This window comes from Mesorhizobium sp. WSM3873 (assembly GCF_001672445.1).
GTDB lineage: Bacteria > Pseudomonadota > Alphaproteobacteria > Rhizobiales > Rhizobiaceae > Mesorhizobium.
The window spans coordinates 108,003-130,694 of sequence record NZ_LYTM01000001.1 but is presented as its reverse complement, the minus strand read 5'-3'; the positions used below and the strand labels follow the sequence as shown (position 1 = coordinate 130,694).

Below are 22,692 nucleotides of genomic sequence, written 5' to 3'. Positions count from 1 at the left end.
CTCAGGTCTCCCGGAATTCGGTTCGCGCCAGGCCGTTGTCGAGATTGATCGTGGTGCGCAGCCGCATGCGCTCCGGCGTCGGCGTCATGATCAGCACGGCGTCGATCTCGATCTTCAGGCCGACGCTCTTGTCGCCGAGGGTGACATTGACCGTCGTGGCGCTTTCCTTGAGCCGCGGCTCGAAGGTGGCGAGCACCGCGCGGATCTCGCGCGCCAGGGTATCGCGGTCGAAGTCCCGCGAGGAGCGGCCGGAGAAGGACGGCACGCCGTAGTTCACGACGCTGCGGCGCACCTCCGGAAAGTCGGCAAGCGACGGCAGCTCGTCCAGGGGCTGTTCGTGCTCGGCATCGGAAAGCATCGGAACGGACTCGAAGCGCTCGGTGTTGAACAAGGCTTCGATGTCGCGCCGGACGGCTTCCCTGAGCACCCGCGCCGACACCACCACGCCGCGGCTTTCGATCTCGGCGCGATGTTCGGCCTGGAACACCAGACGGTGCAGGCGCCGCTTTTGGTCGGGGGTGAGTTCCGCATCGGCATCGATGGTGCGTGCGCTGCCGGCAAGAAGAGCCTCGACGCGCTCGGCGCCGAGTTCTTCTTCCAGCAGGCGACGCAGCCCCTCGATCTCCGACGTCAGCCCGGGCAGGTCGTTGATGAGGCGGTCCCAGAGGGAGGGCTGGACCGCCTCGCGCTTTGCTCGCGAACTGCCGGCGAGCTGCGCCCTTGCGCCGGGCTTTTTGGCCTCACTTGCCGACATAGACATCCATTTCGATCTCGTCGTCCTTGTCGTAGACGAATTTGATCTTCTTGTAGGCGAAGCTCACTTCTTCCTCGATCAGGTCGGCCTCGTCATCGGCCTGCTTCATGTCGTATTCCATGATCGAAGCGTCGGTGAGCGTCACCACCAGATAATCGCTGGTCTCGCCGTCGATGGTGCGGCGCGCCGAAAACACCACTTCGTCGAGCGCCTTGTTGTCGAACAGCGCCTTCTTCAGGTAAGGCGACGCCTTGTCGTAATGCTTGGTGAACTTGATCATCCCCAAGGATACGCGCCCGCGGCGCGAGAGCGAATTGGGATCGTAAGGCGCGATCATCTTGTAGTCGACGCCATGGACTTCGATCTCATCTTCGTGGCCGTCGCGCACGCTGGGACCCTTGATGTCCGGAACTTTCAGAAAACCATCGATCTTCATTGAAGGCATTGTCTTTCTCCACCGCTCTCAAACCAAACAAGATGACTATGCTTGCGATTTCACCCCTTCACTGACGGCAGTTCGGACACCAGCCGGAGCGAGGCATTGATGCCTTCCAGCTGGTAGTGCGGACGCAGATAGAAACGGGCGTTGTAGTAACCGGGCCGGCCTTCGACACTGTCGACCTGGACCTCGGCCGCGGCGAGCGGGCGCTTGGCGCGCGCCTTGTCGTCGGCAAAGGCTGGATTGGCCAGCACGTACCGGTTGATCCATTCGGTCAACCAGATCTGCATGTCGGTGCGTTCCTTGAACGAGCCGATCTTGTCGCGCGCGATCGCCTTGAGGTAGTGGGCGAAGCGCGAGACCGGGAACAGGTAGGGCAGGTTGGCGCTGAGCCGCTCGTTGGCCTGCGCGTCGGGATCGACCAGACGCCCGGCTCGGGTCTCGTCGTCCTGCAGCGAATGGGCGCCGATGAAGGCCGCAAGGTCGGTGTTCTTCCGGTGCAGGATCGGCATCAGGCCGAGTTTGGCGAGCTCCGCTTCGCGCCGGTCGTCGATAGCGACTTCCGTCGGGCATTTCATCGCGATCGATCCGTCGTCGGTCGGAAACGCGTGCACCGGCAGGTTGAGCACCGTGCCGCCGTTTTCGACGCCGCGGATCTGTGTGCCCCAGCCAAAAAGCTTGTGGCTGCGGTTGATGTTGACGCCCATCGGGAAGGCGGCGTTCATCCAGACATATTTGTTGTGGTCGCCTCCCACCTCTTCCTCGAAGGTGAAACCCTTCACCGGAACGGTTTCCGAGCCGTAAGGCAGGCGCGCCAGCACCCGCGGCATGGTGAGGCCGATATAGCGGGCGTCCTCGCTCTCGCGCAGCGACTGCCACGAGGCATAGGCCGGGTTGTTGACGATCATCTGCAGGTCCTGCGGGTTGGGCAGTTCCTGCCAGCTGTCCATGCGGAACAGGCGCGGCGAGGCGGCGGCGATGAAGGGCGTGTGCGCCGAGGCGCAGACGCCGGAGATGTTGCGCAGCAGGCCGACGTCGCGCGGATGGTTCGAGAATTCGTAGGCGCCGAGAATGCAGCCGATCGGCTCGCCGCCCAGCATCGAATACTCGTCCGTATAGACCTTCTTGAAGATCGGGCTCTGGTCCCACATCTGGCCTTCATAGTCTTCCAGCGTGTCGGCCAGCTGTTCCTTGGAGATGTTCATCACCCGGATTTTGAGCTTTGTATCCGTCTCGGTGTTGTTGACGAGATACCAGAGGCCGCGCCAGGTGCCTTCCATCTCGCGCACTTCCGGCGCGTGCAGGATCTCGTTGACCTGCGTCGTCAGCATCTTGTCGATGCCGGCGATCAGCGACTTGATCGACTTGATCGCATTGGACGAGATGGTGGTGGTTTCGGAGCGCGACTGCGCCGCCAGCGCCAGGTTGCGCACCAGCTGCTGCAACTTCTCGCTGTCGTCCTTCTTGACCTTGAAATCCTTTTCCAGGAGGCCGCTGAATTCGCCGAGGTCAATCGCTTCCGCCTCGGCGGTGGCGGCTGCGGTTTTTTGCTGTTCAGCCATGACTTACTCCTCGCCCTTGCCCTCAGAAATCGCCTGGCCGGCGATCTTGCTCAGCAGCGGTTCGTTGTTCAGAAGCTGCGCGATGCGCTTTTCGGCGTCGACGCGGCCATCCATGAAGCCGAGCAACTCTTCGAGCTGCCGGCGCATCTTGAGAATCTCGGCCAACTGCGGGACCTGCTCGGCGATCTTGTCGGGCGCGAAATCGCCCATCTTGGAGAAGGTGAGATCGATCGCGAGCTCTTCGTCCCGCTCGGCGCCCTCGGCTTGCGGGAGTGTGTTCTTTACCCGCGCCTTCACCCGCGGCCCCATGGCCTCCATGAACTTCGGGAAGCGGTTGGCGTCGGTTTCGACGAAGTTGCGGTCGAGCACCGACTTCACCGCTTCCTTGGTCTGTGAAGCGCCGGAAAGATCGGCCATCACGGCCATGACGAACGGCAGTTCGATCGTTGTCGGGCTGCCGTAGGTCTCGACGTCATAGGCGATCTGCACGCGCGGGGCGCGGTTTCTTTCGATGACCTTCGCTTTGCTCTCTGCTGGCATGCTTGTTACCTTTCATCCTTCTGGGCCGGCTTCTTCGGATCGGGGACACCGGCAAGCAGCCGGAACTCCTTCAGCCCCGACGGGGCAAGATCTTCCATCAGTTCCACGAAATCCATGTGCACCATGCGGCGCACGCGGCGGGCGAGATGCGGGATCGGGCTCGACGGCTCGGTGCGGTCATAAAAGGCGACGACGAGATCCAGGCATTTGACGACGTCGTCGCGCGAGGTGATCCGGTCGGGCAGCCCGGCGCCCGGTTCCGCATAGCTTGCGACACTTGCCATCGATTCGGCTCCCCTCGCTTCGGCGCCCATCCTTTCGCCACCATGGCCGTTTGGGCCGGGCGCTGCCGGTTCCGCCGGCTGCGGGATTGGCTTTGCGGCGCCGTTCGCCCCGGCACCGGCGGCGGAATTCCGCTCCAGCGTCGTCAGCAAACGCTGCAGGAAGCGTCTCAATTCCGGAATGGCGGGGCCACTGCCGTCGATGCGCTTGTTGAGGGCGGCGTCGACCTCGTCGAGAGCGGCGATCACCGCGCGGGCGTCGGCGAGCAGCGAGGTCATCGCCTCGCCGGCCTGATCGACGTGCGCCTTGCACCCGGTGCGCACCCGGTTCACCAGCTGGTTGTGGCCGCTTACCAGCGCCGCCTTTTCCGCCGCGCCCAGTCCCGAAGCAGCCTCCTGCAGCATGACGTGTTCGTCGAGGCTGCCCTTCTCCAGGTCCTCTCCCTTGATCGGGCCGACCGTGCGCGGCGCAAAGAAGACCATGCCGCGCAGATCCTTGAGCAGCCCGTCCTGGCTGTTTTGCAGGTCGATCAGCGCATTGATGCGCCGCAAGGCAGCCTCGCGCGCCGTGGCGCCAGAGCGCAGTGCCGGATGCATCGTTTCCCAATGCCTGTCGAAGGTTTGGGCGATCAGTGTCAGGCCTTCGGCGAGCCCGCCCAGCTGTTCTTCGTTGGCAAGGGCACGCACAACCAGGACGAGAAGGCGCAGGTCCCGCCCGTGCGACCGCAACTCCTCCGCCTTGGTGAGTACGACGGACCAGTCGACCGGAACATCGACTTCCGATTTGTTGTTTCCTTCGTATTCGACCTTTTTCTGCTGTTCGGTCAGGCGCTCCAGCTCATGAAAGGCCGGGTCGTTACGCAAGTCCTCTCCCGACGGATTTTCACCGTTCAGAGGATTCAGCCAGAGTGCGAGATCAATCACACTAACCCCCAGCCAGCGGCCCTGAGACCCTATGTGACGCAACGTTACCACCGGCCTCGCGTCACGACAATTGAGCAGCTGCTCAAAAACTAACGGATGCTAAACGCGACCGTTTCTTTCAGCAAAACCCATTGCGCGATTACCGGGCCGGGTATGTGAAATGGCTCGCATAGCCCGGACCGCAATTCGGTGTTTCTTGCACGACATTGCAGAGCTTGTGTAACCGGGCAGTGCCGCCCGGATAGATCCAAACGCCTTATCCGTCACGCGGCTTTGTCAAGCCGCCGCTTATATGGCAGGGTACGGTTGGCAGATTGCGGGAGCAAGTTCGAATGGAACAGCGCCGGTCATCGCAGAGCTTCAAGCGTAAGGAACTGGTCGCCAAGCTCAACGCCACGGGGGTGCGCGCCTTCAAGGCCGCGGCCGATACGGCCAAGCTGCGCGGCAATCCTTATGTGGAGCTCGTCCACTTCATCCAGCAACTGGTGCTGTCCGAGCGCTCGGACGTGCAGATGATCATCGCCGATGCCGGGTTGGACGTCAGCCGGCTGACGGCTGACATGACCCGAGCCATCGACAAGCTGCCTTACGGCGCGACCTCCGTCGAGGAATTCTCCGATCACATCTTCCACGCCATCCAGGAAGGCTGGAACCTGGCGACGCTGGAGTTCGGCGTGGAGGAGGTGCGCAGCGCCCATATCCTGCTGGCCTGCCTGAGGACGCCGGTGCTGGAAGGCCTGGTCTCGAAAATCAGCGCCGAATTCGACAAGATCGATGCCGACGGCGTCGTTTCCCGTTTCGCCGACGTGACCGAAGGCTCGCTCGAAGCCGGCACACCTCCCGCCTCTGCCGCCGCCGAACAGCCGATGAAGCGCGGTCCGGGCGGAGATTCGGCGCTGGCCAAATACGCGACCGACCTCACGCTGCGCGCCCGCGACGGCAAGATCGATCCGGTCGTCGGCCGCGACCCGGAAATCCGGCAGATCGTCGACATCCTCATGCGTCGCCGCCAAAACAACCCGATCCTGACCGGCGAGGCCGGCGTCGGCAAGACGGCGGTGGTCGAAGGATTTGCGCTCCGCATCGCCCAGGGCGACGTGCCGCCGACGCTTGAGAATGTCAGCGTGCGCATGCTCGATGTCGGGCTGATGCAGGCGGGCGCCAGCGTCAAGGGCGAGTTCGAGAAGCGGCTGAAGGCGGTCATCGACGAGGTTCAGGCCTCCGAGGTGCCGATTATCCTGTTCATCGACGAGGCGCATACGCTGATCGGCGCCGGCGGTGCCGCAGGCACCGGCGATGCCGCCAATCTTTTGAAGCCGGCGCTGGCGCGCGGCGAGCTGCGCACCATAGCCGCCACGACCTGGGCCGAATACAAGCAGCATATCGAGAAGGACCCGGCGCTGACGCGCCGCTTCCAGGTGGTCAAGATCGAGGAGCCGTCGGAAGCTGTGGCCGTGCTGATGCTGCGCGGCGTCGCCGGCGTCCTGGAGCAGCACCACAAGGTCCAGATACTGGACGAGGCGATCGAGGCGGCGGTCGCGCTCTCGCACCGCTACATTCCGGCCAGGCAACTGCCGGACAAGGCCGTCAGCCTGCTCGACACGGCTTGCGCGCGCGTTGCGGTCTCGCAGCATGCGACGCCGGCCGAGGTCGAGGACATTCTGCGCCGCCGCCAGGCGCTGGAGGTCGAGAGCGGCATCATCGGCCGCGAGGCGGCGATCGGCATCGAGGTCGCCGACCGTCAGGCTCGCGTCGATGCCGGGCTGGCGGAAACCGAGACCACCTTAGCCGCCGCCCAGGCGCGCTGGGATCGCGAGAAAGCACTGGTCGCCGAGATTCTTGACCTGCGCGCTAAACTGCGCGGTGAAGGCGTGCCGCTCGATGCGGCGGGGGGGGAGGCCGGGGAGGAAACCGTAGCGGCTGAGCCGGCTGCGTCCGAAACTCCCGAAGCAAAGGCGCCCGAGAGCAAGGCGGCTGAAACCAAGCCCGCGAAATCCAAGGGCTCGAAAGCCAAGGCGGCGAAGGGCGAGGCGGTCGAACCCGAGGCGGTCGTCGGAGAGACGATCGCCGAGGGATCGGCCGGTTCGTCTGCCGATCTCGCGCGGCTGCGCGAGCTGATGGCGGAGCTTGCCGCGGCGCAGGGCGAGACGCCGCTGATCCTGCCTTCGGTCGATCGCAATGCGGTCGCCGCCGTGGTGCAGGATTGGACCGGCATCCCGACCGGACGGATGCTGTCCAGCCAGACCGAGAAAGCGCTCAGGCTGGCCGCGACCCTTTCGGAACGCGTGGTCGGCCAGGATCACGCGATGGAGATGATCGCCAAACGTGTCCAGACCAGCCGCGCCGGCCTCGGCGCGCCGGAAAAGCCGGTCGGCGTATTCCTGCTCTGCGGCCCCTCCGGCGTCGGCAAGACCGAGACCGCGCTGGCGCTTGCCGAGACGCTTTATGGCGGCGAGCAGAACCTGATCTCGATCAACATGTCCGAGTTCCAGGAAGCGCATACCGTCTCGACGCTCAAGGGCGCGCCGCCCGGCTATGTCGGTTACGGCAAGGGCGGCATCCTGACCGAGGCGGTGCGGCGCAAACCCTATTCGGTGATCCTGCTCGACGAGGTCGAGAAGGCGCATCCGGACGTCCACGAAATCTTCTTCCAGGTCTTCGACAAGGGCATGATGGACGACAGCGAGGGCCGGCGCATCGATTTCAAGAACACGCTGATCCTGCTCACCTCGAATGTCGGCTCCGACGTCATCATGGACCGCACCAAGAACGGCACCGTGCGGACCGGCATTGACGATCTCGACGCGGCCCTGCGCACTCCGCTGCTGAAAGTTTTCCCGGCCGCCTTCCTCGGTCGGGTGGTCACCATACCCTATTATCCACTGTCGGATTCGATGATCGAGGCGATCGCCCGCCATCAGTTCGGCAAGATCGCGCGGCGGCTTAAAGCAACCAACGATGCCGAACTGGTCATCGGCGACGGCGTCATGGATCTGGTCAAGGCGCGCTGCACCGAGATCGAGTCCGGCGGCCGCATGATCGACGCCATCCTCACCAACACGCTGCTGCCGGAGCTCAGCCGCGGCGTGCTCAACCGCTCGCTGGAGGGCGCGAAGATGACGAAGGTCACCGTCGGCGCGTCCAAGGAAGGTTTTACCTACTCCTTCGAGTAGCCGCAGCAACTCCGGGGAAGGAGTGTAGCGCCCAATCGGGCCAAGCTATTTTGAAGATAGAGACTGGGAACTTTTGCTCCGCTGGCGATTTTGGATATGCTGCTGACCCGAAATGGCCGGAAAGGTGCCGCCGATGACGAAAAACCTTGCGATCTCCGCTCTCGTTCTGGCCACGGCCATTGGCGTGTCCGGCGCGGCGTTCGCCGGCGACCGGCATCTTAAGCGCCCGGTCGAGCAGGAGCGCTACGTTCCGACCGAAGGCGACCTCATCGACATCCTGTTCGGCGGGCCGCGCTACTATGACGCCATGCTGGTCACCACGGCGGCGGGCGCGTGTTCATACCACCGGACGGGGCCGGACGCGAATGCGCTGAACAAAATCAACGACCATCATTGCGGAAAATAAGGTCTGCCCCGCGCCATTCGTACGGGCCGGCCGTCGGTAAGCCGCGACCGCCTCCATTTTATCATGCCGCGCACTGATCGTTCGCCGAGGTGGCTGGCCGTTCGGGCAGCCAGTCCTCAGCCTGCGCCGCGGTTGGGCCGCTCTGCCGTCGCACACATTCAGCCCAAACATTGTATACAATAACAAAGAAATCTGTTGACAATCTCTCGCAGGCGGCTTCCCATAGGCTATCCGCGCAGCCGATGAGCAAAAACAAAAGCGCGATAACCAGAAGGGAACCGATATGATCAACCGACGCTCGACTTTGAAATCGCTGGTGCTTGGCGCCGCCTCGACCCTGGCCATGGCCGCCATAGGCATCCCGTCCGCGCAGGCTGAAAACAAGGAACTGAAGATCGGCTTTGTTGGTGTCACCAGCGGTCCCGCCGCCGCCTGGGGCACGTCCAATGTGCGCTCGATGCAGACGCGCGCCGCCTGGCTCAACGAAAAAGGCGGCGTCAAGATCGGCGACGACACCTACAACATCAACATCGTCACCTTCGACGACCAGAAAGATCCCAAGCGCGCCATCGCCGGCATGGAGAAGATGGCGCAGGAGGGCATCCACTATGTCGTCGGACCCAATGTCGATGACGGCGCTGCTGCGGTGCGCCCTGTAGCCGAGGCCAACGGCATCATCTATTTCCCCTACGCCTTCCCGAAGGCGCTCTACCAGAAGCCGGCCTCGAACGCCGTGCTCGGCATGATCGCCAACTACCAGTCGGGCCCGGCGATCTATAAATACCTCAAGGAAAACAAGGGCGTGAAGACGATCGCCTTTGTCGCCGCGAACGAATCCGACCCGCTCAGCCAGCGTGACAGCGGCGTCGAGGCGGCCAAGGCGCTCGGGCTCGACGTCGTCGCGCAGAACGACACGTACCAGAACGACACCCGCGACTTCACGCCGGTGCTGACCCCGATCGTCGCGCTGAAGCCCGATCTGCTGGTGCTGTCCGGCGTGGCGCCGGCCAACGCGCCGCTGCTCATCCGCGCCGCCCGCGAGCTCGGCTTCGAGGGCTTGATCTCGACCGAGACGGCGCAGGACGCCAAGGTTCTGGAGGAGGGCGCCGGCGAATACGCCAACGGCTTCATCTCCGTCGGCGGTGCCTCGACGCCGGAAATCGCGTCCGACGAGATGAAGGAGTTCGTCGCCCGCTATACCAAGATGTTCGGCGAGTATAACGACGAGTCCAATACCAAGGTCTACGCGTTGGAGTACATCATCGAGACGATGAAGGCCAATCCGGCCGCCATCAACAATGTCGACGAATTCAAGAAGACCATGGACACCTTCTCGGCGCCCAACCCTTTCCTCAAGGGCGACGCCAAGCTGAGCTATGTCGGCGCGACCTCCTTCGGCCAGAAGCGTCAGCTAGCCGTGCCGATGGTGGTCAACGAATACAAGGACGGCGCTTTCCAGACCCTGTTCGTCGGCTCCGTCGACTAGGTTTGGGTTCCTAAGGTTACTTCCTCCCGAATGCCGGGGGTCCGGGCGATGCTCGGACCCCGCGGAAGATCGAAGGATCCATGGAACAGGTCATCGCCAACGGATTGTATCTCGGCGCCCAGTACGCGCTGATCGCGCTCGGGCTAACCCTGATCTTCGCCCTGATGAACGTGCTGAATTTCGCCCACGGGCAGATGTACGTTCTGGGCGGGTTCATCACCTATACCGTCTACGGCCAACTCGGCCTCCCTTTCGTGGTGGCGCTGCTGGCCTCCGGCGTGACGCTCGCCGTCATCGGCGCGCTGATGGAGAGATTCCTCTTTCGAACGGTTATCCGCCGCAGTCACCGCGAGGAGAGCACCATGCTGCTCGCCGCCGCGACGGCCTTCTTCTTCGACGCCGTCATCCTGCTCATGTTCGGTGAGAAGCAGCGCGGCGTTCCCAAGATCGTCAAAGGCGTCTTCAACGAGGCCGGCATCATCATGCCCTATGACCGCCTGGTTGTCGGCGCTCTGGCCATCGTCTTCATCGCCGCCTTTGTCCTTTACATGCAGTACAGCCGGGTCGGCCGCGCCATGCGCGCGCTCGCTCAGGACCGTGTCGCGGCCCAGCTGATGGGTGTCAGGGTCGACCGCTATTCCATGATCGGCTTCGCGCTCGGTGCCATGCTGGCGGGCGTTGTCGGCGGCCTGCTGGTCACCATCACCGGCGTCAATTCCGGCATTGGCGGCCCGATCTCGATCAAGGCCTTCCTGATGGTGATGATCGGCGGCGCCGGCGTCGTCGGCGGCGCGATCGCCGGCGGCTTCATCCTCGGCATGATGGAATCGGTCGGCCTGACCGCGCTGCGCGAATATGGCGACGTCACCTACCTCGTCATCTTCGCCGCCCTGATGGTGTTTCTGTCGATCCGCCCCAACGGGCTGATGGGCAAGCCGTGGGGTTGATCGCGCCATGACCCGCAATCGCAACATGAAGATCGCTTCGGTCGCAGCCTTCCTGGCGATCGTCTTCATCGCCGTGCCGGCCGCGATCTCGGCCAGCGGCCGCATCGACCTCTACTACACGCTGACTTCGGTGGCGCTGCTCAGCATCGCCAGCGCCGGCGTGTGGCTCACCTTCTACATCGGCCGCATCAATATCGGCCAGGGCGCCTATGCGCTGATGGGCGGCTATGTCTCGGCCATACTGGTTATGAACCACGGCTGGTCGTTCTGGCTGACGCTGCCTGTCGCCGGTCTCTTCTGCGCCGCCGCGAGCGTGCTGATCGGTCTGCCGATCCTGCGGTTGCGCGGCGTCTATTTCGCCATGGTGACGCTGGTTCTGACCGAGGTCGTGCGGCTCTTGGCGCTGGCGCTGCCGATCACCAACGGCGCCAAGGGCATCGTCAGCATCCCGCTGCCCGGTGCGCTCTCGGTCTTCGGGCTGACCATCATCCCCGACTTCGCCACGCTGCAGAATTCGCGGCTCGCTTTTTACCTGCTGGCGGTCACGCTGATGGTGGGCTGCTTCGCGGTGATGTATCGGCTGGTCAACTCGCGTATCGGCAAGCTCTGCCAGTCGCTGCAGCAGAACGAGGAACTCGCCTCCTCGATCGGCGTCAACATCGCCTATCTACGCGTCATCGCCTATGCGGTGTCCTCCTTCTTCGGCGGTCTCGCCGGCGCCATCTTCGCCGCCATCTCGCAGTCGATCTATCCGTCGAGCTTCACGGTCACCGATTCCGTCAACTTCATGCTGAACTGCTTCCTCGGCGGCCTCGGCTACGTGTTCGGTCCGATGCTCGGCACGCTGGTGCTCTATTTCGGCTGGGACCTCTTGTTCCAGACCGGCCAATTCCAGCTCCTGATCTATTCCGGCCTGATGATCGTTTTGATGCTGGTGCTGCCAAACGGCCTGCTCAGCCTCACGGTTCCGACCCGGAAGAAGGCTTGAGCCATGGCCGAAATGCTCGAAGTTTCCGGCATCACCAAGCGCTTCGGCGGTCTCGTCGCGGTCAACAACGTCTCCTTCTCGGTGCGCGAAAAGGAGATTCTCTCGGTTATCGGTCCGAACGGCGCCGGCAAGTCGACGCTGTTCAAGCTGATCTCGTCGTTTCTCAGGCCAACGTCCGGCGAGGTCCGCCTGAAGGGTGAACGCATCTCCGGCATGGCGCCGCATATTGCCGCGCGCAAGGGCGTCGTGCGCACCTTCCAGGAAACGACGATCTTCAAGAGCATGAGCGTGCGCGACAACGTCATCATCGCGCATCATCTGCGCTCGAAGGCGAGCCTCGTCGGTTTCTTTCTCGGCACCGGCACGGCCAAGGCAGACGAAGCGGCTTTCGGCCAGTCCGCCGACGAGATCCTGGCGCTGCTCGGCCTGGCTTCGCTTGCCAGTGAGATCGCCCGCAACCTGCCACATGGCCATTTGCGGGCGCTGGGCATCGCCATCGGCCTTGCCACCGATCCCTCGATCCTGCTGCTCGACGAGCCCTTTGCCGGCATGAATCACGAGGAGACGATGCGCATGGTGGCGATGGTGCGGCGCCTGCGCGATCTCGGCCTTACCATCCTGCTCGTCGAGCACGACATGCCGGCCGTGATGAAGATCTCGGACCGCATCGTGGTGCTCAATTTCGGGCAGAAGATCGCCGAGGGAACACCGTCGGAAATCCAGGCCAACGAGAAGGTCATCGAAGCCTATCTCGGCAGCGAAGACGAGGCGATCGGGCTATGAACCAGATCCTGAACTTCGCCGGCGTCGAACTCTATTACGATCACGTCTATGCGCTGAAGGGCGTCTCGCTCGAGGTCAATGAGGGTGAGACCGTCGCGCTGATCGGCGCCAACGGCGCCGGCAAGTCGTCGATCCTGCGCGCCATCACCGGGCTCAACCGGATAAGGTCCGGCGAGATTCACTACAGCGGCAAGCGCATCGACGGTGCCGCTCCGGATGAGATCGTCAAGATGGGCATCGCCATGGTGCCGGAAGGGCGCCGCGTCTTTCCCTATATGACGGTCAGGGACAACCTTTTGATGGGTGCCTTCACGCGCTCGAGCAAGGCCGAGATCGCGGCGACGTTGGAGATGGTGCTGGGGCGCTTTCCCCGGCTGAAGGAGCGCTTCTCCCAAGCCGCCGGCACGATGAGCGGCGGCGAACAGCAAATGCTGGTCATCGGCCGCGCGCTGATGGCCAAGCCGAAGCTTTTGCTGCTCGACGAGCCGTCGCTCGGAGTCGCGCCAAAACTTGTCCAGGACATCGCCCGCTCGATCGTCGCCATCAACCGCGACGAGAAGGTCAGCGTTCTGTTGGTCGAGCAGAATTCCCGCATGGCGCTTCGCATTTCGCAGCGCGCCTATGCGCTGACCACCGGCAGCGTCGCCCTGAGCGGCAACTCCGCCGAATTGCTGAGCGACGACCGGGTCAAACGTCTTTATCTCGGCGGCGAGATCTGAGGCTGATTTTAATGCGCATACTCGTCATCAACCCCAACACGACCGCGTCGATGACCGGCAAGATCGGCAAGGCGGCGACAAGCGTCGCGTCCTCAGGAACCGAAATCGTCGCTGTCAATCCGGCCGATGGTCCGCCGAGCATCGAGGGCTATTTCGACGAGGTGTTTGCCGTACCGGGCATCATCGCCGAGATGAGCAAGGCACCGGTGGCGGACGCCTATGTGATCGCCTGCTTCGACGATACCGGGCTCGACGCCGCGCGCTGCGCGACCGAAGCGCCGGTCATCGGCATCGGCGAGGCGGCCTTCCATCTCGCCAGCCTTGTCGCCGGCAAGTTCAGCGTCGTCACCACGCTCGCCCGCTCAGTCCCCGCCATCGAGCACAACCTTGCGAAATACGGTCTTTCCTCGCGCTGCGCCAAAGTGCGCTCGTCGGAAGTCGCCGTGCTCGAGCTTGAACGGCCAGGCTCGAACGCCAGGCATCGGATCTCGGACGAGATCGCGCGCGCCATTCGCGAGGATCACGCCGAGGCGATCGTGCTGGGCTGCGCCGGCATGGCCGACCTTGCGCACAGCCTGTCGGAAGAGCATGGCGTTCCGGTGCTTGACGGCGTCGTCTGCGCCGTCACCCTGGCCGAGAGCCTGTTCAAGGTCGGCTTGAAGACATCGAAGATCGGCGGCTATGCCGCCCCGCGCGGCAAGCGTTTCGCGGGCATCTTCGCTTCGGCGTCTCCCCCGGGCGCCGGTTCGCCTGGGTAAACGCGGCCCCGGGAGATCGGTCCCGCGGGATTGACCGGGGCGCGAGCGCCATTAGATTGGACCGGCCGCTGGCGATTTGGGGGCAGAGCGGGCCGTGTCGGGCCTGCGCATTGAAAGCATGTTGACGGTACTCAGAGAAGACGATCGCGACGACAAGCCGGCAGCGCGCTGGTCGCCGATCTACTATGGGCTGAGAGACGCCATCGTCAGCCATCGTCTCGCCCCGGGGACCAAGCTGCCGGAGGACGAACTGGCGTCGATCTATTCGGTGAGTCGCACCGTCGTCCGCGCCGCCTTGCAGGCCCTTGCGCATGACCGGCTGGCGCGGCTGGAGCCCAATCGCGGAGCCTTCGTCGCGCAGCCCTCGAAGATCGAGGCGCGCGAAGTGTTCGAGGCAAGGGCGCTGATCGAGCCCAAGGTGGCGGCGCTCGCCGCCAAGGCGGCGGTGCCCTCCGACATCGCGCAATTGCGAATGCACCTGGAGAAGGAGCATGAGGCGCTGCATGCCGGTCGCGACAGCGACGCCATCATGCTGTCGGCGCGCTTCCATGTCGGCATCGCCGAGATCGCGGCGCATTCGGTATTCACCAACTTCGTGCGCGACCTCGTCTCGCATTCCTCGCTGATCATCGCGCTCTACTGGAAACGCCGCGACGCGACCTGCGAGAAACATGCCCATCACGCACTGGTCGACGCCATTGAAGCCGGCGACAGCGCCGACGCCGCGGCGCTGATGAACAGCCATCTGGTCGATCTGCTCTCCGGGCTCGATCTCACCGACAAGGTCGAGAAGTCCGACAGCCTCGCTGATCTGCTCCGCGCCTGAAGGAGGCGTGTGCCCCGAGGCCGAGATAGGCTGACATGCCCTTGGCGCGGGTCAGCGCCACCAGCGGCGAGATCAGGCCTTGCTTCACCGTGTCATGCACCTGCGGAAGCGGCACTACCGATACTTTGACGCCGGCCTGCGCTATCGCCACCCCATCCAGTCGTGGATCGCTGCCCGATCGGCCTGATGCGCTAGACCTGGGCCTGCCGTTCCCTCGGCCGTTTTCGGGAGGTCTCGGCGCCGCCTCGATACCTGATGTGATCGATGAACGCGCGCAGCTTGGGCAGGACCTGATGTTTTTCCGGATAGTAGAGGAAGACACCCGGCGATGTCGCAGCGAAGGCCGAAAGCAGCGTTTCGAGGCGCCCGTCCGCGAGCGCCGCGGCGGCAATCGGGCTTGGCACCTGGGCAAGCCCGGCGCCCCGGATCGCAGCGCCAAGCAGCGTGGGATAGTCGTGTGCAATGAACGGCCCGGAAACGATTGCCTCGACCGCCTTGTTGCCTTTGGCGAAGCGCCACGGCGCGACCGAACCGTTCGATCGGCGCAGGCGCAGGCAGGCATGGTGGCGCAGATCCTCGATGCGCTCCGGCGTTGTTCGCTGGCGTAGATAGTCGGGACTGCCGACGACCACCATCGGGAAGGACGGCGTCAGTCGAACCGCGACCATGTCGGCCGCGATGAGGTCGCCGAGCCGGATACCGGCGTCGAATCCCTCGGCTGCGAGGTCCGCCAGCTCGCCGCTAGCGACGATCTCCAGCTCGATCTCGGGATAGGCCTGGCAGAAGGACGCGATCATCGGCTCCAGCAGCGTCGGCACCACCGCAGGCGGTACCGACAGGCGCAAAAGCCCAGCCGGCCGCTGGCCGACTTCGCGCGCGACCTCGCTTGCTGCTACCAATTCCTCGAAGGCTGGCCGGGCACGCGAGAAAAAACGCTCGCCGGCTTCGGTCAGGCCGACGCTGCGTGTCGTGCGGACGAACAGCGCGGCGCCGATGCGCGCTTCCAATGTCCGCACCGCCTGGCTGATCGCCGATGGCGTGACGCCGAGCTCCGCCGCCGCCTTGCGGAAATTGCGATGCCTGGCGACGCTCAGGAACGCCTCGACGCCGTCGAGGGCGCCATGCCGGACTGTGAAGTTTTGCTTCATGACCCATTGAGATTATCGCGGATAGTTCCCGGCACAAAGCGGTCGTATCTGTGTTGTCGATTGGAAGGCTGGAGGGAAGTGGCAATGACGGACGATTTGGATCGCGTGCGGTTGCGGGCGTCGGGGCCGCCGCCTTCGCTAAATCTCTGTTGGAAGGCCGTCTCGGTATCCTGAAGGCGGTATTCGAAGCCGTTCCAGCCAATCTCTAACGGGAGGCAAGTATGACGCCGGCGACGATCTTCAACATCCATCTCGTCCTGGGCTACGTCCCGTGGCTGCTCTGCTTCGGCGCCTATATCTGGCCGAGGCTCAGGCTCATGGACTGCGTCGAGGCGCAGCGCGCTATCGCGACGCTGCACAGCTTCCGCTTCTTCGGGCTGGTCTTCCTGGTTCCGGGCGTGGTTGGCCCGAACCTCCCGGCGGACTTCGCGGTCTTTGCCGCCTATGGCGATTTCGCGACCGGGCTGCTGGCCATGCTGGCGCTGCTTGGCGTGAAGCGGTCCTCGATCTTCTGGCCGTCCGTCGCGGCCTTCAATCTGGTGGGAATAGTCGACCTCGTCGGCGACTACTATCACGGCACCGTGCTTCATCTGCCCGAGCAGGCCGGGCAGCTGGGCGCCGCATACGCGATCCCGATCATCTATGTGCCCCTGCTGATGATTACGCACGTGGCCGCCCTTTATCTTCTGGCGCGACCTCAGCCCAAGACCGAGCCGGGCGCGGACAATAGGAAGGCGGGCGGTCTCAGTTCCCTTCGCTCTCCTTCATCCGTTCGATGATCGATCGGGCCGTCTTTTCGCCGAGCTTCGTTTGCTCGTTCTGCACCATCGCCAGCGCCGTTCCCGGCTCGCCCTCCCACAGGATCAGGCTTGCCGCGCCGACCAGCCCGGCGCGGTCGCCGAGTTCGGCCGGCACGATCGGCACGTCGCGATAGGCTTGCATGGCGCGTTCCTCGACCGTCGCCCTGATGCCCGGCGCCAGCAGATCGAACCCGTTTGCGAGGCCGCCCCCCATGACGATCAGGTCCGGCGAATAGAGATGCAGGAGATTGGTGAAGCCGATGCCCAGCCATTTCGCCTCGGTCTCGACCAGTTCGCGGGCGGCCGCGTCGCCGGCGCGCGCGGCATCCACGACATGCCGGGCCGAGACGTCGCCGTCGTCGGAAAGACGTCTGAGCACCGAGCCGTCGCCTGGCTTGGTGAGGCGGGTCGCCCGGCGCCCGAGCGCGGTGCCGGAAGCAACGGCCTCGAAGCAGCCGACGTTGCCGCAGAAACAGCGGTCGCCTTCGCCGGTGATGGTCATGTGGCCGATCTCGGCCGCGAGCCCGCGCCTTCCATGGTAGATGTGGCCATCAGCGACCACGCCGCCGCCGATGCCGGTCGAGACGGTGACGAAGACCAGCGAGCCCGCGCCGCGGCCGGCGCCGAAACGCCACTCGCCGAGCGCCGCGGCATTGGCGTCGTTCTCCAGCCGTACCGGCAAGCCGAACTGGCGGCTGAGGATGTCGATCAGCGGCACGTTGTGCCAGCCGGCGAGCGTCGGCGGCCCGATGACGATGCCTGCCTTGGGGTCGAGCGGCCCCGGCGCGCACATTCCGATGCCGCTGACCTTTGCCTGCGGGTGTTCTTTAAGCAGCCTGTCCGCCAGCGCGATGATCTGGCCGATGACCGCTTCCGATCCGGCGCCGGCGAGCGTCGGCGCCGAGACGCGCTTGACAACCTCGCCACTGCGCTCGACCAGCGCGCCGCGCAGCTCCGTGCCGCCGAGATCGAAGGCAAGGGCGATCGTGCTCATCAGGCGGCGGCCTTCAGTCCATGCAGCCAGGCCATGCGCTGGGCGAGATCGGGATCGCCGAAAGCGAGCGAGCCCAGCACCACCGTGTCGGCGCCGGCGGCGCGCAGCAGCGGCACCGTCTCATGGCGGATGCCGCCATCGGCGGCGAGCCGGATGTCGGCCTCGCGGCCGGCCTTCCTCATCAGCGCGCGAGCCTCGATCAGCCTTGGGCAGGCCTCCTCGGACAGGCTCTGTCCCTTGACCCCGATCGAGGTGCCGAGCAGCGTCACGAAGGCCACGCGTGGCAGGAACGGCTCGATCGCTTCAACCGGCGTCTCCAGCCGCAGCACCACGCCGGCCTCTGCGCCGAGCTCGCGCGCCAGCTTCACGGCGCGCAAGCCTGCCGCGCCGTTCTCGGCATGGATGGTGACGAGATCGGCACCAGCCTCGATGAACTGGCGCGTCTGAGCCTCGACGATCTCGGCCTCGACCATCAGATGAACGTGGATCGGCTTCGCCGTCAGCCTGGCGATGCGCGCCACCATGTCGGGGAAGAACAAGAAGCCGGGGGTGAAGCGGGCGTCCGCCACGTCGATGTGGTGCAGATCGGCATGGGGTTCGATGCGATTCAGGTCGCGCTCCATATTGGCGAGATCCGCCGACCACAGCGAGAATTCGCCGATAAGCCGGTTGCGCGGCAGTGCGGCTATTGCCGCGGGTCCGGAGACGGGTTTGGCGGTCATGACGGAATGAGGCTCCGGGCATTCGAGTTGGACTGGAGGAAGGAACTGATCTGCTCGTGCAGTTCGATGAAATGTCTGGCGCTGTTGCGCGCCTTCGGCGTGATTTCGGCGAAGACCGCGTGCGGCATCGCGGCGGCAAGCGTGTAGGCGCTCGACAGCGGATGCACCGCGTCCATCGCGTTGCCGACGACCAGCCCAGGAATTTCGAGCGCCGCGACGTCGCGGTCGCAAACGCCTGGACCGTCGCTGGCGATGTCGGCGAGCACTTGCGCGAACTCCTTGGCGTCGGGCCGGTCGAAATAGCCGAGCAGCGAGGACAGATTGTCGGGCGCCTCGCGGTAGAGCCGCGTGGCCGTGTCCGATCGTGCGAAGATCGTCCGTCCTTTGTCGGTCCCGTGTTCCAGGATGAGCTCGGCGGCCTCGGTGATCGGCCGCATGTTCTGCGGTGCCGGCGAAAACGTCCATGCCGGCCGCACCAGGACCAGGGCGGCGACGCGCCGCGGATGACGGCAGGCGAGGCGAAGCGCGATCGCGGCGCCCATCGAGACGCCGCCGGCAACGAAGCGGTCGAGGCCGGCACGATCGGCGGCGGCAAGCACATCGTCAGCGAAGATTTCGAACGAGAACGGCCGCCGCTTGCCGAGCCCAGAGCCGCCATGCCCGCGGCATTCCAGCGTGACGCGCCGGAAGCCTGCGGGGAAAGTCTGCGCGACCTGCGCCTCGCCGCCGCCGAGCCCATGCTGAAAGACGACCGCCAGGCCTTCGCCGGTGTCGGTCATATGCAGCGTGGCGCCGTCGCGCAGCAGCGTGCCCATCACATGAGCCCCTTGAGGAAGCGGGCGACGCGCGGCGCTTCCTCGGCCGAAAGCCCATGCGTCACCAGCGGCCCGTCGAAGCCTGTGGCCCTCAGGCGAGCGACGAAGTCGTCGAAGTCGACCACGCCTTGTCCGGCCGTGGCGAAGCGCCCGTCGGCGAAGCGGTCCTTGGCGTGCGCCAAAGAGACATGACCCGCCGTGCGCTCGACCGCTTCGGCAACGATGCCGCGTGCCTCGTCGGCATTCGCTCGCTCGAACAGATTGGCAGGGTCGAGCACGATGCGCAGCCGGTTCGAACCCATCTCGGAAATCAGCTGCACGGCGTCATCGGCGGAGGTCACGATGTTGGCTTGCTCCGGCTCGATGCCGAGATCGACGCCGTGGCGCTCGGCGAGCTGAAGCGCCTTCTCCATTTCCCGCGCTATGTCGGCCCAAGCCGAGGGATCGGCATTGTCGGGGTGGTGCGCCCATTGGTCCTCGGCGTTGCGCGTTCCGGTGCACAGTGTCACCAGCGGGATCGAAAGCCTGGCGGCTGCCTCAATGACCACCCCGAGCCGCCGCAGCCCGTCATCACGCACCCGGCTGTCCGGATGCGCCATGTTGTAGGTTCCCGACAGCGCGACGAGACCGACGCCGCTAGCCTTAGCGGCGGCATCGATCGTACGGATCGCTTCGTCGGGAACATCGTCCGGCATCGACGGCAGGCCGGCGCAGGCAAGGTTGAACTGGGTGACTGCGAAGCCCGCTTCGCGAACGGCGGCGAGCACGCCGGCCGGCTCGCCGCCTGGAAAAGTCTTGGCGAACACCCCGACCTGCATCAGATCGCTCCGGTGACGCCGGCGAGCTCAACGCGCTGGCCGCTTTCGACCGAGCGGGCGATCGCCACCATGGCGCGGATCGAAGCGAGCCCGTCCTCCACGGTAGCGCCGCGCTGCGGCGCGCCGTTGAGCACCGTGTCGGCGAGGCCTTCCAGTTGGCGGCGGAAGAAGTGGCCGTCGGCGCCGAGCGGCTTGCGCGACGTCGCGTCCTTCTCATGAAAAATGTCGACCTCGCTGGCGCGCAAATACCAGGGATTGAAGGTCTTCGCGATCACCGAGCCGTTCTCGCCATAGAGTTGAAAGCCCTCGTGCCAGTCCATGCGCACCGCAACGGTCAGGTCGAGATGGCCGAGCGCGCCATTGGCGAACTCCGTCTCGACGAACCAGCAATAAGCGCCGAAGCGTTCGTTGAGCCGCGCGCGCACGGCGGTGATTTCGCCGCACAGGAAGCGCGCCGTGTCGACCAGATGCGAGCCATGCGCCAGCATGAAATACTGTCTCAGGTCCGCCTTCGGATTGCCGGCCGGCTTCCTCGCCAGCTTGCTGGTGACGGGCAGCGGCTGCACGGCGTCGGTATTGGTGTAGCGATGGGTGGAATCGCAATACCAGGCCTTCAGCGCCAAGATCTCGCCCATCTCGTCGCGCACGAAATCGCGCGCCGCCTCCAGCGCCGGGTCGAAGCGCTTCATATGCCCGACCTGAAGCACCTTGCCGGAGCGCTTGGCCGCTTCCGCCAGCCTCTCGCCTTCTTCGACGGAAATGCCGATCGGCTTTTCGCAAAGCACGTGCTTGCCTGCTTCGAGCGCCTTGATCGACATCGGCACGTGGTAGGCGTCGGACGTCGCGACGATCACCGCCTCCAACTTGGGGTCGGCGAGCATCTCGTCATAGTCGCCATACATTTTTTGCGGCTCGTAGGTGGCGCTCATGCGCGCAAGCAGGTCGGGCGCCGCGTCGCAGATCGCGTAGAGATCGGCATTGGCTGCCTTCACGCAGGATTCCAGATGCGCGAACTGCGCGATCGGCCCGCAGCCGAGCACACCGACACGAAGACGACGGTCTTGTTTGCGGATCATCGCCTCAAGCCCCGTAGCCGCGCATGGTCTGGCGATTGGTCTTCACCGCGCCCGCCGGATCGGCGGCGGCTGCTTCGGATTCCTCCTCCAGCACCAGCCAGCCGTTGAAGTTGGGCGCGGCGCTGGCGATCTCGATCACCTTAGCCGTGTCGCAGACACCCTCGCCGAGCATCGCCCAACTGCCGTTGGCATCGACGTCTTTCAGATGCACATAGCGAATGCGGTCGCGATAGGTGGTGAGCGTATCGGCCATGTCCTGACGGCCGCGCAAGATGTGTCCGGTGTCCGGCACCCAGCCGACCAGCGATGGGTCAATCAGGGAGAAGATGCGGTCATAATCGGCGCGGTCGAAGAGCAGCGTGTTGTGATGCGTGCTCGGATGCACAGCCACCTGCACGCCGGCCTTGCGCCCAAGTTCGCCGGCCTTGTTGTAGACCTCGGCGGCGATGGCGAATTTGTGGTCGCGCGGGCCGTCGGAGACGACGGTTGCCGAGCCCATCGACACCAGCGCTCCCGGAAAGGCGGCGGCGAAGTCGATCCAGCGACCGGCGGTTTCGAGGTCCTCGCCGATTTTCTCCTTGAGCGTGAAGCCGCTCTTCGAGCCGAAGGCGAACGAGACCAGCATGAGGCCGGATGCCTTCAACGCGGCGGCGAACTCCGCAGGCTTGCCGGCATAGCGACCGATCATCGTGTCGGTGATCTCGATGCCGGCATAGCCGCCGTCGGAAATCGCCTTGATGAGATCGTCCGGGCCGCCGCCAAAACGGTCGCCGAGCATCTCCCAGGTAAAAGTCTGGCAGCCGACTTTGAGGTCTTTCACGTTCATTCTTTCATTCCTTGATACTGCCCATTCCTTGGTGTCGCTCTGCGTCTTCATGGGAGGGACGTCCTACTTGACCGAGCCCGCGGTCATGCCTGCGAGGAAGAATCTCTGGGCAACGAGGTAGATGAGCAAAAGCGGTAACGAGCCGAGCACGCTCATCGCCATCATCTGGTTCCATTCGAAGGCGTGCTGCCCCATCAACAGCTGGATGCCGATCGGCACGGTGCGCATGGACGTCGACTTGGTCAGCGTCAGCGCAAAGAGAAATTCGTTCCAGCATAACAGGAAGGTGTAGACAGACGTCGCCACGATACCAGGCAGCGAGATCGGGACGATCACCCGCCAAAGCGCTGTCCAACTGGTGCCGCCGTCGACAGCCACCGCTTCATCGAGATCGCGGGGCAAGGTGTTGAGATATCCCGTCATCAGCAGGATCGCGTAGGGCAGCGTAAACACCAGGTAAGTCAGGATCAGCGCGATATAGGTGTCAAAGATGCCATATGAGACGACAAGCCCGAAGAAGGGGATGAGAAGCGTGATCGGCGGAATCGTCTGCGTGCTGATGATGAGTGTGTTCAGGCTGCCCTTGCCGCGAAAGTTGAAGCGGCTGAACCCGTAGGCCGCCAGCAAGGCGATCAGCACCGTCAGCACGGTCACCGCTGCCGCCACGAAGTAGCTGTTGAAGAAGAAGCGCAGCTTTACCGGGTCGCCAACGATGGCTGCGTACGCTTCCAGCGTGAAGGCCTTCGGCAGGATGGTTGGTGGCAGGGCAAAGATTTCAGTATTCGATTTGAACGAGCTGCTGAGCATCCAGTAGATCGGGAAGGCCGCGAAAAAGAGCCCCGCGACAAGCGCTACATGGAGCGCGACGGTGATCAGCCTGTCTTTCGGCGTGTGCCTTTTCCTCATG

At 64.4% G+C, this 22,692-nt stretch carries 23 protein-coding genes and 1 pseudogene; 10 read left to right on the top strand and 14 right to left on the bottom strand.

The features are described 5' to 3' along the window. Position 1: 1 nt before the first annotated feature. From tssE to tssA, 5 genes are read right to left on the bottom strand one after another with little or no spacing between them, the layout of a single operon-like run. Positions 2–754: a type VI secretion system baseplate subunit TssE gene (gene tssE / locus A9K71_RS00580; RefSeq protein ID WP_066989063.1), complete on the bottom strand. Its 753-nt coding sequence runs from the start codon at positions 752–754 to the stop codon at positions 2–4. Continuing rightward, entirely contained in the window at positions 741–1,190 is a 450-nt protein-coding gene (locus tag A9K71_RS00575; RefSeq protein ID WP_170950255.1) for an Hcp family type VI secretion system effector, read from the bottom strand. The genes tssE and A9K71_RS00575 overlap by 14 nt, the downstream gene beginning before the upstream one ends. A 59-nt stretch (positions 1,191–1,249) precedes the next feature. Beyond that, positions 1,250–2,755 (bottom strand): type VI secretion system contractile sheath large subunit, encoded by a 1,506-nt coding sequence (gene tssC, locus A9K71_RS00570; RefSeq protein WP_066989059.1) that lies wholly within the window; start codon positions 2,753–2,755, stop codon positions 1,250–1,252. Between the two features lie 3 nt (positions 2,756–2,758). Further along, positions 2,759–3,295 (bottom strand): type VI secretion system contractile sheath small subunit, encoded by a 537-nt coding sequence (tssB, locus tag A9K71_RS00565; protein ID WP_066989057.1) that lies wholly within the window; start codon positions 3,293–3,295, stop codon positions 2,759–2,761. Between the two features lie 5 nt (positions 3,296–3,300). Continuing rightward, positions 3,301–4,500, bottom strand: coding sequence for a type VI secretion system protein TssA (gene tssA, locus A9K71_RS00560; protein ID WP_066989055.1), 1,200 nt, complete (start codon positions 4,498–4,500; stop codon positions 3,301–3,303). 332 nt (positions 4,501–4,832) lie between these two features. Between tssA and tssH the strand changes: the two genes are divergently transcribed. The 9 genes from tssH to A9K71_RS00515 all read left to right on the top strand — a co-directional run bounded on the left by tssH (position 4,833) and on the right by A9K71_RS00515 (position 14,586). After that, on the top strand, positions 4,833–7,673 hold the full coding sequence (gene tssH / locus A9K71_RS00555) for a type VI secretion system ATPase TssH (protein ID WP_066989053.1): 2,841 nt from the start codon (positions 4,833–4,835) through the stop codon (positions 7,671–7,673). Between the two features lie 133 nt (positions 7,674–7,806). Continuing rightward, complete coding sequence (locus tag A9K71_RS00550) at positions 7,807–8,079, top strand: hypothetical protein (RefSeq protein ID WP_066989408.1); 273 nt, start codon at positions 7,807–7,809, stop codon at positions 8,077–8,079. 283 nt (positions 8,080–8,362) lie between these two features. Continuing rightward, entirely contained in the window at positions 8,363–9,565 is a 1,203-nt protein-coding gene (locus A9K71_RS00545; RefSeq protein WP_066989051.1) for an ABC transporter substrate-binding protein, read from the top strand. An 80-nt stretch (positions 9,566–9,645) separates the two neighbouring features. After that, on the top strand, positions 9,646–10,512 hold the full coding sequence (locus tag A9K71_RS00540; protein WP_066989049.1) for a branched-chain amino acid ABC transporter permease: 867 nt from the start codon (positions 9,646–9,648) through the stop codon (positions 10,510–10,512). Positions 10,513–10,519: 7 nt separating this feature from the next. After that, on the top strand, positions 10,520–11,500 hold the full coding sequence (locus A9K71_RS00535) for a branched-chain amino acid ABC transporter permease (RefSeq protein WP_066989047.1): 981 nt from the start codon (positions 10,520–10,522) through the stop codon (positions 11,498–11,500). A gap of 3 nt (positions 11,501–11,503) precedes the next feature. After that, positions 11,504–12,283 (top strand): ABC transporter ATP-binding protein, encoded by a 780-nt coding sequence (locus A9K71_RS00530; protein ID WP_066989046.1) that lies wholly within the window; start codon positions 11,504–11,506, stop codon positions 12,281–12,283. Beyond that, entirely contained in the window at positions 12,280–13,002 is a 723-nt protein-coding gene (locus A9K71_RS00525) for an ABC transporter ATP-binding protein (protein ID WP_066989044.1), read from the top strand. The genes A9K71_RS00530 and A9K71_RS00525 overlap by 4 nt, the downstream gene beginning before the upstream one ends. An 11-nt stretch (positions 13,003–13,013) precedes the next feature. After that, on the top strand, positions 13,014–13,760 hold the full coding sequence (locus A9K71_RS00520; RefSeq protein WP_066989041.1) for an aspartate/glutamate racemase family protein: 747 nt from the start codon (positions 13,014–13,016) through the stop codon (positions 13,758–13,760). Between the two features lie 118 nt (positions 13,761–13,878). Next, positions 13,879–14,586 carry a GntR family transcriptional regulator gene (locus tag A9K71_RS00515; RefSeq protein ID WP_066989406.1) on the top strand — a complete coding sequence of 236 codons (708 nt, stop codon included), beginning with the start codon at positions 13,879–13,881 and terminating at the stop codon, positions 14,584–14,586. Between the two features lie 7 nt (positions 14,587–14,593). Here the strand turns inward: A9K71_RS00515 and A9K71_RS32270 are convergent. Both A9K71_RS32270 and A9K71_RS00510 read right to left on the bottom strand, forming a co-directional pair. After that, positions 14,594–14,728: pseudogene (locus A9K71_RS32270) on the bottom strand (NAD-dependent dehydratase); the annotation flags it as partial. A 49-nt stretch (positions 14,729–14,777) separates the two neighbouring features. Next, a complete protein-coding gene (locus A9K71_RS00510) occupies positions 14,778–15,734 on the bottom strand; it encodes a LysR family transcriptional regulator (protein ID WP_066989039.1) in 957 nt (318 codons plus the stop codon). 221 nt (positions 15,735–15,955) lie between these two features. On the opposite strand from A9K71_RS00510, the gene A9K71_RS00505 reads away from it, so the two are divergent. Then, the gene (locus A9K71_RS00505) at positions 15,956–16,513 is read left to right on the top strand and encodes a hypothetical protein (RefSeq protein WP_245299493.1); all 558 of its coding nucleotides are present in this window, start codon (positions 15,956–15,958) and stop codon (positions 16,511–16,513) included. Here A9K71_RS00505 and A9K71_RS00500 read toward each other — a convergent pair. The 7 genes from A9K71_RS00500 to A9K71_RS00470 all read right to left on the bottom strand — a co-directional run bounded on the left by A9K71_RS00500 (position 16,479) and on the right by A9K71_RS00470 (position 22,691). Beyond that, positions 16,479–17,528 carry an ROK family protein gene (locus tag A9K71_RS00500; protein ID WP_066989037.1) on the bottom strand — a complete coding sequence of 350 codons (1,050 nt, stop codon included), beginning with the start codon at positions 17,526–17,528 and terminating at the stop codon, positions 16,479–16,481. The two genes, A9K71_RS00505 and A9K71_RS00500, sit on opposite strands and share 35 nt — an antisense overlap. After that, on the bottom strand, positions 17,528–18,250 hold the full coding sequence (locus tag A9K71_RS00495) for a ribulose-phosphate 3-epimerase (RefSeq protein WP_066989035.1): 723 nt from the start codon (positions 18,248–18,250) through the stop codon (positions 17,528–17,530). The genes A9K71_RS00500 and A9K71_RS00495 overlap by 1 nt, the downstream gene beginning before the upstream one ends. After that, a complete protein-coding gene (locus A9K71_RS00490) occupies positions 18,247–19,065 on the bottom strand; it encodes an alpha/beta hydrolase (protein ID WP_066989033.1) in 819 nt (272 codons plus the stop codon). The genes A9K71_RS00495 and A9K71_RS00490 overlap by 4 nt, the downstream gene beginning before the upstream one ends. Beyond that, positions 19,065–19,883 (bottom strand): sugar phosphate isomerase/epimerase family protein, encoded by an 819-nt coding sequence (locus A9K71_RS00485; protein ID WP_066989031.1) that lies wholly within the window; start codon positions 19,881–19,883, stop codon positions 19,065–19,067. The genes A9K71_RS00490 and A9K71_RS00485 overlap by 1 nt, the downstream gene beginning before the upstream one ends. Continuing rightward, positions 19,883–20,959, bottom strand: a complete 1,077-nt coding sequence (locus tag A9K71_RS00480; RefSeq protein WP_066989029.1) for a Gfo/Idh/MocA family oxidoreductase — start codon at positions 20,957–20,959, stop codon at positions 19,883–19,885. Before A9K71_RS00480 ends, A9K71_RS00485 begins: the two co-directional genes overlap by 1 nt. Positions 20,960–20,963: 4 nt before the next feature. Next, positions 20,964–21,785 (bottom strand): sugar phosphate isomerase/epimerase, encoded by an 822-nt coding sequence (locus A9K71_RS00475; protein ID WP_066989027.1) that lies wholly within the window; start codon positions 21,783–21,785, stop codon positions 20,964–20,966. Between the two features lie 63 nt (positions 21,786–21,848). Next, positions 21,849–22,691, bottom strand: coding sequence for a carbohydrate ABC transporter permease (locus A9K71_RS00470; protein WP_066989025.1), 843 nt, complete (start codon positions 22,689–22,691; stop codon positions 21,849–21,851). Between the last annotated feature and the right edge of the window lies 1 nt (position 22,692).

Coding starts and splice junctions, on each gene's coding strand:
- A9K71_RS00525 (WP_066989044.1), top strand. CDS start 12,280: ATGAACCAGATCCTGAACTTCGCCGGCGTCGAACTCTATTACGATCAC.
- A9K71_RS00475 (WP_066989027.1), bottom strand. CDS start 21,785: ATGAACGTGAAAGACCTCAAAGTCGGCTGCCAGACTTTTACCTGGGAG.
- A9K71_RS00495 (WP_066989035.1), bottom strand. CDS start 18,250: ATGACCGCCAAACCCGTCTCCGGACCCGCGGCAATAGCCGCACTGCCG.
- A9K71_RS00510 (WP_066989039.1), bottom strand. CDS start 15,734: ATGAAGCAAAACTTCACAGTCCGGCATGGCGCCCTCGACGGCGTCGAG.
- A9K71_RS00490 (WP_066989033.1), bottom strand. CDS start 19,065: ATGGGCACGCTGCTGCGCGACGGCGCCACGCTGCATATGACCGACACC.
- A9K71_RS00480 (WP_066989029.1), bottom strand. CDS start 20,959: ATGATCCGCAAACAAGACCGTCGTCTTCGTGTCGGTGTGCTCGGCTGC.
- A9K71_RS00550 (WP_066989408.1), top strand. CDS start 7,807: ATGACGAAAAACCTTGCGATCTCCGCTCTCGTTCTGGCCACGGCCATT.
- A9K71_RS00515 (WP_066989406.1), top strand. CDS start 13,879: ATGTTGACGGTACTCAGAGAAGACGATCGCGACGACAAGCCGGCAGCG.
- A9K71_RS00540 (WP_066989049.1), top strand. CDS start 9,646: ATGGAACAGGTCATCGCCAACGGATTGTATCTCGGCGCCCAGTACGCG.
- A9K71_RS00505 (WP_245299493.1), top strand. CDS start 15,956: ATGACGCCGGCGACGATCTTCAACATCCATCTCGTCCTGGGCTACGTC.
- A9K71_RS00470 (WP_066989025.1), bottom strand. CDS start 22,691: ATGAGGAAAAGGCACACGCCGAAAGACAGGCTGATCACCGTCGCGCTC.
- A9K71_RS00535 (WP_066989047.1), top strand. CDS start 10,520: ATGACCCGCAATCGCAACATGAAGATCGCTTCGGTCGCAGCCTTCCTG.
- A9K71_RS00530 (WP_066989046.1), top strand. CDS start 11,504: ATGGCCGAAATGCTCGAAGTTTCCGGCATCACCAAGCGCTTCGGCGGT.
- A9K71_RS00575 (WP_170950255.1), bottom strand. CDS start 1,190: ATGAAGATCGATGGTTTTCTGAAAGTTCCGGACATCAAGGGTCCCAGC.
- A9K71_RS00500 (WP_066989037.1), bottom strand. CDS start 17,528: ATGAGCACGATCGCCCTTGCCTTCGATCTCGGCGGCACGGAGCTGCGC.
- tssB (WP_066989057.1), bottom strand. CDS start 3,295: ATGCCAGCAGAGAGCAAAGCGAAGGTCATCGAAAGAAACCGCGCCCCG.
- A9K71_RS00520 (WP_066989041.1), top strand. CDS start 13,014: ATGCGCATACTCGTCATCAACCCCAACACGACCGCGTCGATGACCGGC.
- A9K71_RS00545 (WP_066989051.1), top strand. CDS start 8,363: ATGATCAACCGACGCTCGACTTTGAAATCGCTGGTGCTTGGCGCCGCC.
- tssH (WP_066989053.1), top strand. CDS start 4,833: ATGGAACAGCGCCGGTCATCGCAGAGCTTCAAGCGTAAGGAACTGGTC.
- tssC (WP_066989059.1), bottom strand. CDS start 2,755: ATGGCTGAACAGCAAAAAACCGCAGCCGCCACCGCCGAGGCGGAAGCG.
- tssE (WP_066989063.1), bottom strand. CDS start 754: ATGTCGGCAAGTGAGGCCAAAAAGCCCGGCGCAAGGGCGCAGCTCGCC.
- A9K71_RS00485 (WP_066989031.1), bottom strand. CDS start 19,883: ATGCAGGTCGGGGTGTTCGCCAAGACTTTTCCAGGCGGCGAGCCGGCC.